Origin of the sequence: Pseudanabaena sp. SR411 (assembly GCF_002251945.1) — a bacterium.
Taxonomy (GTDB): domain Bacteria; phylum Cyanobacteriota; class Cyanobacteriia; order Pseudanabaenales; family Pseudanabaenaceae; genus Pseudanabaena.
The window spans coordinates 1-13,157 of the sequence record NZ_NDHW01000061.1 but is presented as its reverse complement, the minus strand read 5'-3'; the positions used below and the strand labels follow the sequence as shown (position 1 = coordinate 13,157).

The window sequence follows — 13,157 nt, the reverse complement described above, 5'->3', positions numbered from 1 at the left end:
GGTAAACCAATTTCTCCAAAGAAGCTATAACTTGTGAAGTCAATAAGCTAGACTGCAATTATCTCAGTAATTCCTGTTCCGAAACCAAATTTGGGATTTTCCCAGTAATTCTCATTATAAAAATCAGTTTTGATGAAAGTCTGCTTTAGCAGACTTTCATCAAAACTGATTTTAGAGTTTCCATAGCCTGCTGCGATGGAAACCCTAAAATCAGTTTCATAGTTAGAGTTAGTCATCTTGGAAGATTTCACTAGCTTTAACAAGGGGCTTAAACCCCTTGTCTGCTTAAGTTATTTTTGCAAGCTGCGTTACTACAATTTGCCGTATTCGTGTTACAGAAAGCTAAAAAGAGATATTATGACGATCGCTGATACTTAGCAACTTATGAACGGGGTTCCCAATTTTTTTGATCCTAGTGAGAAACTGGAATATGAATCAATTGCTACAGCAATGTTCTCCAGCAATAGCCCTGAAGAGTTGTTAAAAATTTTTTTAACTAGTTTAGGCGATCACTTAGATGTCAATCGTGTAGCAATTTATCAATTCACCAATCAAGACGAGGGGATTGTATTGGTAGAAGCAATTTCTCCTAATATTCAAAACATTAAAAATCAAACATATCCAATTTCTTATTTTGGAGTGGATTCTCTCCGAAATTATCCTCGTGATTGCGCTATAAGACTCTCAGATGTCACTCAAACACCTGAAATATTTAGCGTCCATCAAAGTTGGCAAATCACTCAGGTGAAAGCGATGATGTCAGCCCCAATTTTATTTAATTCATTGGGAGCCTTTGATCAAATCTGGGGATTAGCATTTGTCCAACAATGCGATCGCATCAGACAATGGCAGAATCAAGAGGCTTATTTTTTATTTGAGCTATCTCAAGTTTTAGGTCAATGTTTGCAGTCTTGGGAATTAAGTTTGCGATCGCCCACATTCTCGAACTCATCGTTTACGGGTTATCAACCTGTTGCTCAATCCCATGATCTAGAAGAACTGATCGTCAGAAGAGTAGAATTATCTAAGGATTCAGAAACTATACCAAGCCAGCCAGAGTCAAACACAGATGATATTGCAGTATCTAACAACTTCATTTTGTCTGATGATGAAGAGAATGAAATACTGGATAGAAGTCGTATCAGAAATAGTGACACTTCTATCAATCAAGCCATTAATTTAGCCATGCAAAGACTAGATCAAAAAATCTTATATAGCTCTAGTCCCTATCCTCGTGTTTTTGCCACCATAGATGCGCCACAAGATATCTACGGTGTTGATTTGGAATCCACAACCCTAGAGGATGTACTAGAAAGTTGCGCTCAAGATCCAAACCAAGATCAACCACAATCAAAAGTTGATTATTTACAACAAAGAGTTGGTGATCTAATCGAAAGTATGCAGCAAAAACTAGATGAAATCGCAATGCTTAAGCAACAAGTGCAAGAATTAACTGCATCCCAACAGGAATTTCGGCAAAGATTGCTAGATTTACAATCTGAAAACTTATCCCAAAACATCAAAGATGCAGTTATCGAAATGTACCGATCTCTCACCTCAGACCAATAAAAATTTGAGAAAGTATCGCTCAGTGATACTTTCTCAAATTTTATTGGTCTAAAACAAAGCGCAAAGCACTTTAATTACGAGTAACAACTGCCTCGATATGAGCAGTTTGAGTTTTTATATTTGTCGCAGCATCAACTTTACTATCAACAGAGGCGATCGCCCAACGCAATGGCTCACCATGCTTGGCTAGTTCTTGCTCGACAGTTTTAGCGATCGCATCTTGATTTTCATTAATCTCAATTTCCGCAGTAATAAAATGGGTAGTCATCAAGTTTTCTCTTTTAATTTAACAGTATGTATGTGTGGTGGCTTTGCAGCCACACATACAATTTAATTGATAGAATTGTATAGCGCATCGAACCACGCAAAACAGCAAAGCTAGTCCGTAACGCCGTCTTTTACAAAAAACAAAAGATGAGTGGCGGCGCTTGAAGCGCCGCCACTCATCTTCAACAAAACTGGCGACAGCTATACATTCACTGCTAGACTAAACAAAAGAAAAATTTAACGATTAGCACACTTACTGAATCGATGCCTCAAGACACTGTTGCGACTGTTTCGACTTCTGCACCCAAGATCACCACAGATGAAGCTCTAACCATTTACGAAGATATGGTACTAGGGCGTACTTTCGAGGATAAGTGCGCGGAAATGTATTATCGCGGAAGAATGTTTGGGTTTGTGCATTTGTATAACGGTCAAGAAGCCGTTGCTACTGGTGTCATCAAAGCAATGCGTCCCGATGATTATGTATGCAGTACCTACCGCGACCATGTTCACGCACTCAGCGCAGGTGTCACCGCCAATGAAGTCATGGCTGAACTGTTTGGTAAAGAGACAGGATGCAGCAAAGGTCGTGGCGGCTCAATGCATATTTTTTCAGCCAAGAATAACTTTTTAGGGGGCTATGCCTTTGTTGCAGAGGGAATTCCCGTTGCATCAGGTGCAGCATTTCAGTCTAAATATCGCCGTGAAGTGATGGGCGATCCTAATGCTGACCAAGTAACGGCTTGCTTCTTTGGTGATGGCGCAAGCAACAATGGTCAATTCTTTGAAACGCTGAATATGGCAGCTTTGTGGAAGTTGCCCATCATTTTTGTGATCGAAAATAATGATTGGGCGATCGGTATGAAGCATCATCGCGCTACTTCTGATGTACGGATTCATAAGAAAGCAGAAGCTTTCGGGATGCCCGGCTTTGAAGTTGATGGCATGGATGTGTTGTCAGTACGTGAACATGCTCAAGAGGCTATCCGTCGTGGTCGTGCTGGTGAGGGACCTACAGTTTTGGAATGTATGACCTATCGCTTTAGAGGACACTCTCTAGCTGACCCTGACGAGTTACGCAGCAAGGAAGATAAGGATAAATGGTTTGGACGCGATCCGATTAAAATCTTTGCGAGCCGTGTACTTGAGCATGGCTTGGTAGAAGAAAGCCAGTTGAAAGCGATCGACAAAAAAATCCGTGATGTGGTCGAGGAATGTGTCCGCTTTGCCGAAACATCTCCTGAGCCAGATCCTAAGGATCTATTCCGTTATCAGTTTGCAGAAGATGAATAGCAATTAAGTACTTTGTGTAAGTACTTTGTGTTAATTAGCCTTAAAAATTAAGCTTGTTGAAAGTGTTTTAAACCAACACTTTTAGCAAGCTTATTTCTATTCAACTAATTACCAATTCACAAAAGTGTAGTCACACTTTTGTGAATTGAAAATCAAACCCAGTAAATCTTTAAAGACACAAAATGACAATGCCATTTTATGCTTCGATATTGCCATTAATCTAGCAGTTTTCATTTTGCCGTAGCAAAATGAAAACTGCTAGATTAAAAGCCTTTATAATTGCATATATCGCATTCTCACATAACCAAGACTATGGAAGAACTTTTGACGTTAAGGGAATTGCTAATTAAAGGCGATATGTCTGGAGCTTTGGCAATTGTTGACGAATTAGAAGAAATGAGCCGAGACGATAAAATCAACAACATTCGTAGTTTTGCAGTAGTTTTACTTTTGCACCTGATCAAACAGCAAGCCGAAAATCGCACCACCAGATCTTGGGATCTGTCAATTCGCAACTCTATTCGCAGTATCCAAACTAAAAACAAACGTCGCAAAGCTGGTGGTACATATCTAAATATCGATGAGTTACGCCTAGCCATTCTAGAAGCCTATTCCGAATCTCTTGATCGCGCTGCCGCAGAAGTTGAAGAAGGACGATATACACCAAAAGAATTAGCAAAATTAGTTAACCGTGACGAAATCAGCGATCGCGCCATCATCTTAATCTCAACTAATCTAGAAGATGAGAATTAGGGATATTTATTCTTCTGAATTAGTAGAAATATGTTGCAGCCTAAAAGCTCTGGCGATCGCAGGGGTGAGCAGAATAGCAAGGGCGATCGCGCTACCAAGAGCAATATATGGATTGAGAATAATCAGACGCGAGGCTGGCACTGAGGCATCTACACTAAAAACATCATCAAAAACCGTAGGGATTTCCAACAGCTTGTCCGCAGATGGTGGTGAAATCCAATGTAGAGAAGCCGCGATCGCAGGAAACATGATGGAACTAAAAAGACACATACTCAGAAATCTTGCCCAAGATTTTAAATACCACAATCCGATCGCCAATAAAATTGGTACGATGCTAAATCCTAGAAAAGCAATATCTGAGACTAATTGTAAATTAATAGAATTGCTATCTACTAAAGGAGTATTGCTCTCCAATAAACGATAGACATAAAAATTAAGGATGCGATCGCCAATCAAGACAAGACTCATCCCCATCATCGTAGTGGCGAGAATGGTAATAGCGATCGGGCGTTTGACAGTTCTAGATTTCATCATGCTCATAGTATGAATTTTAAATTGAGAAAGAGCATCGCCAAGTGACGCTCTTTTGATTAGGGTTGGCTGAGATAGCGTGGCAAATGGCGAAACAACTTGCTAGACTGCATCATACGGAATGTGTAATAACTAGCAGTTGGCAAAAAGATAATCATCGACCAACCAAACTGATCGGGGACTTCTATTTGAAAAAATGTTGGGAAGGCTAACATCAAAACTGCTGAAATGCCAACCGATAAAACCCCAAGAATCGTGGCCGTAGAGTTTTTGAGAAGAGTATGCACTTTCCATATCGATATATTAGTAATACTCCAAAATATAAATAGACAGAAAAGCATCCCAATAAAAGTACTAACACATTGCGCTTGTCCCCTAGCAATATCCGCAAAAGCCTCTGTGTTAATCACAGTTGAACTATAGGGAACCTTTAGCAAAGCCCAACCACTGATGTAATAGGAAAAGACATAGCCGATGGTCATGGCGATCGCCCCAAAAATGCCAGCAATACAGCTATAGCCTAAGACATCGCGTAAGAAGTTCTCAAGTCTCACAGGTTTTAGCCAGCCAAAGGCAATCCAAATCGTTGGGAAACCCACTACTGCCATTGTTAAAACCGTCATGTGACGCGGTTCGACGGGAAAGGGAAGCTGCACAAATCCTGCAAAGGAAATCGTCAGAATCACCATAATATTTTTGGTGAGATAGAGCAGAGCCGTAGAGAGAATCTTCTGTTTAATGTCATCTCCTGCGCTAAAGGCTTGCGGTAGTGCTGAGAGATTATTGTCAAGTAAGACGATATCCGCCACATCTTTACTGATCTGTGCGCCATCATTCATCGCGATCGCCAGTTGCGCTTCCTTAAACGCGGGTACATCATTGACCCCATCACCCACCATCCCTACATAGCCGCCACGCTTGACCATTGATGAAATTAGGCGACGTTTCATGTCGGGAGTGATTCTGCCAAAGACTGCACCAGAAGCAGCGGCTCGGCTAAAGGTCGGTGCATCCATCGCTTCTAAAGTCTTTTGCGTAAACACCGCATCGTCAGGAACCGCAATTCCTGCTTGACGGGCAATCGAAGCGACGGTTTCGACGCTATCGCCTGAAATGACTTTGAGGCGAATATTTTTGTTTTGTAGCTCGGCGATCGTCTCAATCACATCAGGACGCAAACTATCTTCGAGTAAGACCAATCCGCGATCGCGTCGATTAGTTGGTAGTGCGGGATTTTTTTCGGAAGCATCAAAACTATCTTCGCTAGTAACCACAGCGATCGCCCGCAACCCCTGTCTCCCGTATTGCTTGGCTTTTTCCTGCATTTCAGGATTGGTAAATAAGATTTCGGGCGCACCAACCATGATTGTTGTGCCGATATCAATCGCGATCGCCCCCCATTTACGTCCAGAACTAAAGGGAACTTCGCTAACAAACTTGGCGGGAGATCTGGGCTTATCCGTAAAAGTTGCCATCGCCTTGGCACTACTATTCTGAGAACCCATCAGATTTGTGTAGAGAGCGATTAACTCGCGGAGTGAATCCTCATCGGTATCCCCCAAAGGCACAATCTCTTTAACGACAAGCTTATTTTGGGTCAGCGTTCCCGTTTTGTCAGTACAGAGAATCCGCACACTATTCATCGAATCAACGGCATTGATCTTTTGAATCAAGGTGCGCCGCTTACTAATTTCCACTGCTCCGATCGCAAAGGCAACACTGATCGATAGGATTAAACCTGCTGGCACAAAACTATTGATGATTACTGAAGCATAGCGAATCGTGTCCACCATCGTTCGCCCTGAATTAAGGCTAGATGCGACATGCAAGAACGCCGCCACAATTAGCACTAGCACAAAAATTTCGACGAGAACATCAATCTTTTTCTGTAAAGGTGTAAAGACTCGCTTATACACTCGCGAAGACTGCGATAGCTTCACCGCATAGCTTTCGTTGCCAATTTTATCGGCACGAAATACGCAACTTCCCGCTAAACAGAAAGAACCCGACAGCACAATGTCATCAATTTGTTTAGCAACAGGATCGGATTCCCCTGTGAGCAATGATTCATCCATTTCCACATTTTGGGAAATCAACACTGCGCCATCCACAGGAGCGCGATCGCCTGGATTTAGTTCGATCAGATCATCACGCACCACCTCACCCACAGGAATCTCTTTCGATTCACCGTCCCGCCGCACCTTCACCTTCTGCACCGAAAGCAGAGCTAGTTTATCTAGTGTCAGCTTGGCTTGAATTTCTTGGGCAACACCCACAAGAATATTCATAAATACCGAAAATCCTGAGAAGAGCGCATCGGTAATTTGTCCAAGCGCCATCATCAAGATTAAGACCACGCCAAAGGTAACGTTAAATAATGTAAAAACGTTTTCTTTAAAAATGTCATTATAGGTACGACTTGATCGCATCACCACAACATTGATATCACCACGTCGCCTTCTATCAGCGACTTCAGTTTCACTCAGTCCTAATTCAGGATTGAGTGAAACATTTGGTGAGGCGTTCTCAGGTAAGTCTGGCGTATTGTCTGATGTAGGTTGTGGCATAGACACACAGGTATCATTTTTAGTAAGCAGTATAAGATCTCTAAGTCAATATTGAAAATCAGAGTTTAAACTTAATGTCTATGATTACGTTGCAAGTAAATGGTGACGATCGCACCTGTGAGTCAAATCTCACGATGATCGAATTACTGAAATATTTAGGAATGAATCCTCGCCTAGTGGCTGTGGAATATAATGGCGAGATTTTACATCGTCAACTCTGGGAAAACACGATTATCCAAAATAGCGATCGCCTAGAAATCGTCACCATTGTTGGTGGTGGTTAAAAGCCTTGACAAATTAAGAGCGTTATAATTTTGTAAGTACATCTTTAATTAATTAGCATCACAGGCAATTGGCATCGGCTATGATCGCAACATCACAAATCCCCGCTACTGTCCTCACAGGCTTCCTTGGCGCAGGCAAAACCACATTACTTAATCACATCCTTACAGCTGAGCATGGCAAAAAAGTTGCCGTGATTGTCAATGAATTCGGCGAAGTGGGCATCGATCAGCAACTGGTCATCGGTGCTGATGAAGAAATTTTTGAAATGAATAATGGTTGTATTTGCTGCACTGTGCGCGGCGACCTGATTCGGATTATTGGTAATTTGATGCGCCGTCGCAATAAATTCGATCATCTCTTGATCGAAACCACGGGATTAGCCGATCCCGGTCCTGTAATCCAAACTTTCTTTATGGATGAAGATATTCATAAGCAGGTTGAGCTTGATGCGGTGGTGACAGTTGTTGATGCCAAGCATGTCCAACAACATTGGGGCGATCGCGAAGTTCTCGAACAAATCGGATTCGCTGATGTGATTTTGCTGAATAAGACTGATTTAGTGACTGAAGCTGAATTAGTGGAATTAGAAGCAAAAATCAAGCATCTCAATGTCTTAGCCAGAGTCGATCGCGTCCAGTTAAATCAAACCAATACTGAGAATATTGAGGACAGCATCAATAAAGTTCTCAATGTCGGCGGCTTTGACCTCAATCGCATTCTTGAGAAGAATCCAGAATTTCTCGCGGCTCAAGCCCAAGAAGAACATGATCACGACCATGAACATGATCATCACGATCACGATGAGCATCACGACCACGACCATCATGAGCATGAACACCACGAACATCATCACCATATCCACGATGAGGAAGTTGGCTCGGTCAGCATTTTAGAAGCAGGTGCAGTCAATCCTTACAAGTTCCAAGCATGGATTAGTGAGTTATTGAAAACTCAAGGTCAAGATATTTTCCGTTCTAAGGGAATTATCAATCTCTCTGGTTCAGATGAGCGCTTAGTATTTCAAGGTGTACATATGCAGCTTGATGCAACTCGCGATCGTCCTTGGAAAGACAATGAACTCCGCAAGAATCAATTGGTCTTCATCGGCAGACATTTAGAGGGTGACAAGCTTCGAGAAGGTTTTATGGGTTGCTTGGTTTAAGAATTATTTGGCGATCGCCTAACATAGCGTTTACCAGTCTAGTGAAGTATGGGTTTGTTTCCCCGCCTTCGGCGGGGAAACAAACCTTTTACCTGACTTGCTTGAAAAGCGCCTTAAAACAAGAAATATCGCTGAGCCATTGGCAACACTGAAGCAGGTTCACAGGTTAATAGTTCACCATCGGCACGGACTTCATAGGTTTCCGAATCAACCTCGATCCTTGGTAACGCATCATTGAGCTTCAAATCACGCTTGCTAATGTTGCGATTTCCCTTAGTTGCCAATACCTGTTTTTGTAATCCTAGTTGTTGTGGAATACCGCGCTCGATCGCAATTTGGGACATAAACGTAAAGGAAGTTTTGGCGATCGCACTGCCATAGCTGCCAAACATAGGACGCATATGCACAGGCTGTGGTGTGGGAATGCTGGCATTAGCATCACCCATCTGCGCCCATGCAATGAAACCACCCTTAAGCACTATTTCAGGTTTCACACCAAAAAAGGCTGGCGACCACAAACAAAGATCGGCGATTTTACCAACTTCAATGGAACCCACATATTCGGAAATACCATGGGTGATCGCAGGATTGATCGTATATTTAGCCACATAGCGCCGCGCTCGGAAGTTGTCAGCACGATTTAGTCCTTCCACATCGGCTAACACACCACGCTGGACTTTCATCTTGTGGGCAGTTTGCCAAGTTCTCGTAATTACTTCTCCAACTCTTCCCATTGCTTGTGAATCAGAAGAGATCATACTGAATGCGCCGAGGTCGTGGAGGATATCTTCAGCAGCGATCGTCTCTCGACGGATGCGTGATTCTGCAAAAGAAACATCTTCAGGAATGCTCGGATCGAGATGGTGACAGACCATCAGCATATCGAGATGTTCGTCTAAAGTGTTTAAGGTGTAGGGACGAGTAGGATTTGTGGAAGAAGGAAGTACATTCGCTTCACCGCAAATCTTGATAATGTCAGGTGCATGACCACCACCTGCACCTTCAGTATGATAGGTATGGATCACGCGGTTCTTGAAAGCAGCGATTGTATCTTCCACAAATCCCGCTTCGTTGAGCGTGTCGGTATGAATCGCAACCTGCACGTCATATTCATCAGCAACGCCCAAACAAGTATCAATCGTGGCAGGAGTGGTTCCCCAATCTTCGTGAAGTTTTAAACCCATCGCTCCTGCTTCGATCTGTTCCACTAAGCCTTCGGGCTTGCTACTATTGCCTTTACCTAAGAAACCTAAATTCATCGGAAAAGCTTCGGCGGATTCTAACATTCGCGCCATATTCCATGATCCTGGGGTGCAGGTGGTGGCATTAGTGCCAGTCGCGGGGCCAGTACCGCCGCCAATCATGGTTGTAACTCCCGAGGCGATCGCTACTTCTATCTGCTGTGGTGAGATAAAGTGAATGTGCGAATCAATGCCGCCTGCGGTGAGAATGCGTCCTTCCCCTGCGATTACTTCAGTACTAGCTCCGATAATGATATCGATATTATCCTGAATATAGGGATTTCCCGCCTTGCCGATCGCCACAATTTTGCCGTCTTTAATGCCCACATCCGCCTTGACAATTCCCCACCAATCAAGGATTAGCGCATTTGTAATCACTACATCCACCGCACCGCCTTCTCGCGTGATTGGTGATTGTCCCATGCCATCACGGATTACTTTGCCACCGCCAAACTTGACTTCATCGCCATAGGTGGTGTAGTCGCGTTCTACTTCAATAAATAGTTCTGTATCCGCTAAACGCACGCGATCGCCGACGGTTGGTCCATAGGTTTCCGCATAGGCGCGGCGAGACATTCTATAACTCATTCGTTTAATTCTCCAATTTGCCTTCAACTAAAGCATTAAATCCATAAACCTCGCGATCGCCCACATAGGGAACGAGGTTTATCTCCTTCTCATCCCCTGGCTCAAAGCGTACTGATGTTCCCGCAGGAATATCGAGATGGGTTCCTTTGGCGCGATCGCGATCAAAGATTAATGCGCGATTGGTTTCATAGAAGTGATAATGCGAGCCAACTTGGATCGGGCGATCGCCTGAGTTAGCAACTTTGAGCGTAATCACTTCGCGCCCAGCATTTAATTCAATATCCCCTTCTTGGGTAATGATTTCACCAACTATCATCGGTTTGTCTCCATTGTTGATTGATAGGATGCAGCACTTTGCGTTGCATCCTAGATGTTTAGAATCTGAGCAGCAGTTAAGTCCAATTCAGGAAAAGTCCGCGAAATAATTTTGGCATCTCCTGTAAATTTAGTTGTTTGATATTTACCATTTTCATCTAGTAAATTAACAAACACAGTGGGGATTTTAGGATTACCAAGAAAATCACGACTAGCGATCGCCAAATAATCCACAATCCAATATTCAGGTATGCCAAGACTTTGATATTCTAAAAACTTGTCAATATAGTCATCATCCCAGTTGGTTGATGTGACTTCTACTGCTAGCTGAATCGGCTTTTGTAATGGAGCGTAATCAGATGGATTAGATCGCCAAAATTCCTTATCTATCACGCTCAAGTCTGGAACTCTACTCTGCTTATCACTACTAGCAACAGTTCTAATACTCACATTTTGGCGCACTACCAAATCTAAATTTAACCTGTCAATTTCTCGGTCAAATTTTTTATAAGCAAAAGCAACAACATCTTCATGCTGTCTAGTATTGACCACTTTAACTACTTCTCCGTTAACAAATTCATAGCGTCCGTCGACAAGTCGCAGTTTAACGAATTTTTCATAGGTCAGCTTTGATTTAGTTTGTGAATTTTGAACTTCAGCGATCGCAATCATCTCAGACCTCCATAGTTAGAGTTAGCGAATAGGATTATGTACTGTGATCAGTTTCGTACCATCGGGAAAAGTTGCCTCAACTTGCACATCATGGATCATTTCAGGAATACCTTCCATCACATCATCGCGAGTGAGAAGAGTTGCACCATAGAACATTAATTCCGCAACCGTGCGACCTTCCCTCGCTCCTTCCATAATCTCGGCAGTTATAAAAGCGATCGCTTCGGGATAATTTAACTTCAGCCCTTTAGCTTTGCGCCGTTCTGCTAACAGGGCGGCAGTGAAAATCAGCAATTTATCTTTTTCTTGAGGCGTAAGTTGCATGGATAGTTACCAAATTTTAGGTACGCATTTACTTGTTTTTTAATTTTGGCTTTGTCAAAATTAGAAAATTACCAAACTCGCGGTACGCAAATCGTTCTATTTCTATAGGATACACGCAAAAGCTGCCAAATTTGCTGAAACCATTTACGCGCATCGCTAGAAGAATCGCCACAATAGCGACAAACTAAACCTGCTAGCGATCGCGTCACTCCTGAGACTCCCTGATAATTACCTTGCTCCCAAGTAGAGCGAATGCGCGTAATTAGTTCAGGCTCCACTTGTGCGCCTACAAAAATAAAACTTGCAGCGATCGCATAGTTGTTTAATCCATTAGGACTCCCTAACATTTCCGAATTTCCATTTAGGAATTGGCGATCAATCCATAAAGGGCTTTGATCGCGCCATACCTCTGTATGCGATCGCCAATTACCATCAAGAAATTTTTCACCCCTTGCTGTGCGTCCAAACCTGACGATTTCCCATAGAGTACAGGTGGCATTTGATGCGAGATCAATTCTTGTGGTTTGACGATACTTTGATTCGGCAAAGGCGATCGTTTCTTGGGGAAACCATTCTAAATTTGCGCCTTCATCAATGCGAATATGGATATTTTGTAGGGATTCTTCGCCTGTGCTGCGATAGATCTTGCTAGCGGTTGCTGTAGTAATTAGGGCTTGAGTATGGGGTTGGAGATGGATTTTTGCAGATAGGAGATCGCCGCCCACTAGACCTCCTGCGGTATGGAGCAAGATACAATGACAAACCTGATCACCTTCTGGATACAGCGATCGCTGTATTTTCCAAGGTGCGACAGCATAATTGCGGGTTAATACCGTTTGTTGTTGTCTTTTCGCAAATTCTAATTCTAATTCTCCCGCCCAAGGTGAAGCCATAGGAATATATAGTTAATTCTGTGCAATAGGAAACATAGCATCTAATACCAATTTACAAAAGTATGACAATACTTTTGTGAGTTAAGAACCAAACTCAGCAAGGGTTCTTAAATTCTCATCTAGTTTCTAGATATTACACATTTCGCTCATCTGGGGAAGTAGGTGAAATGGCAAAATAGGAGGAAGTCATTTTCATGAATCGACAGAGAAGCGATGATCAAATTTCCCCTGACCGAATTGTTAGATGAACAAGCGTGCTATGAATGGTTATTAAAGATCCTGCATCCGCAGGGTTTGCATTGTCCAAGTGGACACGCAATACCAGCAGGACAAGCGCCACACGATCGCCAACGTGCACCAATCGTCAAATACAAGTGTCGGGAATGTGGGAAAGTGTTCCATATTTTTACAGGGACAGACTTATCAGGAAGCCATTACACCTGTGGTCAGATCGTGCTGATATTGCGTGGATTCTTACAAGGACAAACGACCCAACACATAGCCGAGGAACTAGGAGTCGACTATGGGACATTATTGTCTTGGCGGCATCGCATCCAACGACGAGGATTTGCCCATTTGATTAATGGTAATCTGCCCGATGCTGAAGCCGAGATGGACGAGATGTTTCAGAATGCAGGAGAAAAGGGAGCAAAAAAAAAGATCCAATAGCAGACCCACCAAGACGACGGGGGAATCA

Annotated in this window: 15 protein-coding genes; 6 read left to right on the top strand and 9 right to left on the bottom strand. The window is 42.9% G+C overall.

Annotated elements, in window-relative coordinates; all coding sequences use genetic code 11:
* Positions 1–47: 47 nt before the first annotated feature.
* Entirely contained in the window at positions 48–236 is a 189-nt protein-coding gene (locus tag B9G53_RS04480) for a hypothetical protein (protein WP_094529612.1), read from the bottom strand.
* Positions 237–384: 148 nt separating this feature from the next.
* Here B9G53_RS04480 and B9G53_RS04475 point away from each other — a divergent pair, with 148 nt between their 5' ends.
* On the top strand, positions 385–1,569 hold the full coding sequence (locus B9G53_RS04475) for a GAF domain-containing protein (RefSeq protein WP_094529610.1): 1,185 nt from the start codon (positions 385–387) through the stop codon (positions 1,567–1,569).
* A gap of 70 nt (positions 1,570–1,639) precedes the next feature.
* Here the strand turns inward: B9G53_RS04475 and B9G53_RS04470 are convergent, their stop codons facing one another.
* Positions 1,640–1,837, bottom strand: coding sequence for a hypothetical protein (locus B9G53_RS04470; RefSeq protein WP_094529608.1), 198 nt, complete (start codon positions 1,835–1,837; stop codon positions 1,640–1,642).
* Positions 1,838–2,100: 263 nt separating this feature from the next.
* Between B9G53_RS04470 and pdhA the strand changes: the two genes are divergently transcribed.
* On the top strand, positions 2,101–3,129 hold the full coding sequence (pdhA, locus tag B9G53_RS04465; RefSeq protein WP_094529606.1) for a pyruvate dehydrogenase (acetyl-transferring) E1 component subunit alpha: 1,029 nt from the start codon (positions 2,101–2,103) through the stop codon (positions 3,127–3,129).
* A gap of 312 nt (positions 3,130–3,441) precedes the next feature.
* Positions 3,442–3,882 carry a DUF29 family protein gene (locus B9G53_RS04460; protein ID WP_094529604.1) on the top strand — a complete coding sequence of 147 codons (441 nt, stop codon included), beginning with the start codon at positions 3,442–3,444 and terminating at the stop codon, positions 3,880–3,882.
* A 6-nt stretch (positions 3,883–3,888) separates the two neighbouring features.
* Here the strand turns inward: B9G53_RS04460 and B9G53_RS04455 are convergent, their stop codons facing one another.
* Together B9G53_RS04455 and B9G53_RS04450 are read right to left on the bottom strand one after the other, a co-directional pair.
* Entirely contained in the window at positions 3,889–4,422 is a 534-nt protein-coding gene (locus B9G53_RS04455) for a hypothetical protein (RefSeq protein WP_094529602.1), read from the bottom strand.
* Between the two features lie 50 nt (positions 4,423–4,472).
* On the bottom strand, positions 4,473–6,980 hold the full coding sequence (locus B9G53_RS04450; RefSeq protein ID WP_094529600.1) for an HAD-IC family P-type ATPase: 2,508 nt from the start codon (positions 6,978–6,980) through the stop codon (positions 4,473–4,475).
* 74 nt (positions 6,981–7,054) lie between these two features.
* Here B9G53_RS04450 and thiS point away from each other — a divergent pair, with 74 nt between their 5' ends.
* On the top strand, positions 7,055–7,264 hold the full coding sequence (gene thiS / locus B9G53_RS04445; protein ID WP_094529597.1) for a sulfur carrier protein ThiS: 210 nt from the start codon (positions 7,055–7,057) through the stop codon (positions 7,262–7,264).
* An 80-nt stretch (positions 7,265–7,344) separates the two neighbouring features.
* Positions 7,345–8,427 (top strand): GTP-binding protein, encoded by a 1,083-nt coding sequence (locus tag B9G53_RS04440; protein WP_094529595.1) that lies wholly within the window; start codon positions 7,345–7,347, stop codon positions 8,425–8,427.
* 113 nt (positions 8,428–8,540) lie between these two features.
* On the opposite strand, the gene ureC is transcribed toward B9G53_RS04440, so the two are convergent.
* From ureC to B9G53_RS04415, 5 genes are all read right to left on the bottom strand, one after another.
* The gene (ureC, locus tag B9G53_RS04435; RefSeq protein ID WP_094529593.1) at positions 8,541–10,256 is read right to left on the bottom strand and encodes an urease subunit alpha; all 1,716 of its coding nucleotides are present in this window, start codon (positions 10,254–10,256) and stop codon (positions 8,541–8,543) included.
* Between the two features lie 4 nt (positions 10,257–10,260).
* Positions 10,261–10,572, bottom strand: coding sequence for an urease subunit beta (locus B9G53_RS04430; protein WP_094529591.1), 312 nt, complete (start codon positions 10,570–10,572; stop codon positions 10,261–10,263).
* Positions 10,573–10,622: 50 nt separating this feature from the next.
* Positions 10,623–11,243, bottom strand: a complete 621-nt coding sequence (locus B9G53_RS04425; RefSeq protein WP_176453090.1) for a Uma2 family endonuclease — start codon at positions 11,241–11,243, stop codon at positions 10,623–10,625.
* A gap of 21 nt (positions 11,244–11,264) precedes the next feature.
* Positions 11,265–11,567, bottom strand: coding sequence for an urease subunit gamma (gene ureA / locus B9G53_RS04420; protein ID WP_094529589.1), 303 nt, complete (start codon positions 11,565–11,567; stop codon positions 11,265–11,267).
* 68 nt (positions 11,568–11,635) lie between these two features.
* Complete coding sequence (locus B9G53_RS04415; RefSeq protein ID WP_094529587.1) at positions 11,636–12,460, bottom strand: urease accessory protein UreD; 825 nt, start codon at positions 12,458–12,460, stop codon at positions 11,636–11,638.
* Positions 12,461–12,673: 213 nt separating this feature from the next.
* Here B9G53_RS04415 and B9G53_RS04410 point away from each other — a divergent pair, with 213 nt between their 5' ends.
* On the top strand, positions 12,674–13,129 hold the full coding sequence (locus B9G53_RS04410) for a helix-turn-helix domain-containing protein (protein ID WP_094529585.1): 456 nt from the start codon (positions 12,674–12,676) through the stop codon (positions 13,127–13,129).
* Positions 13,130–13,157 lie beyond the last annotated feature (28 nt).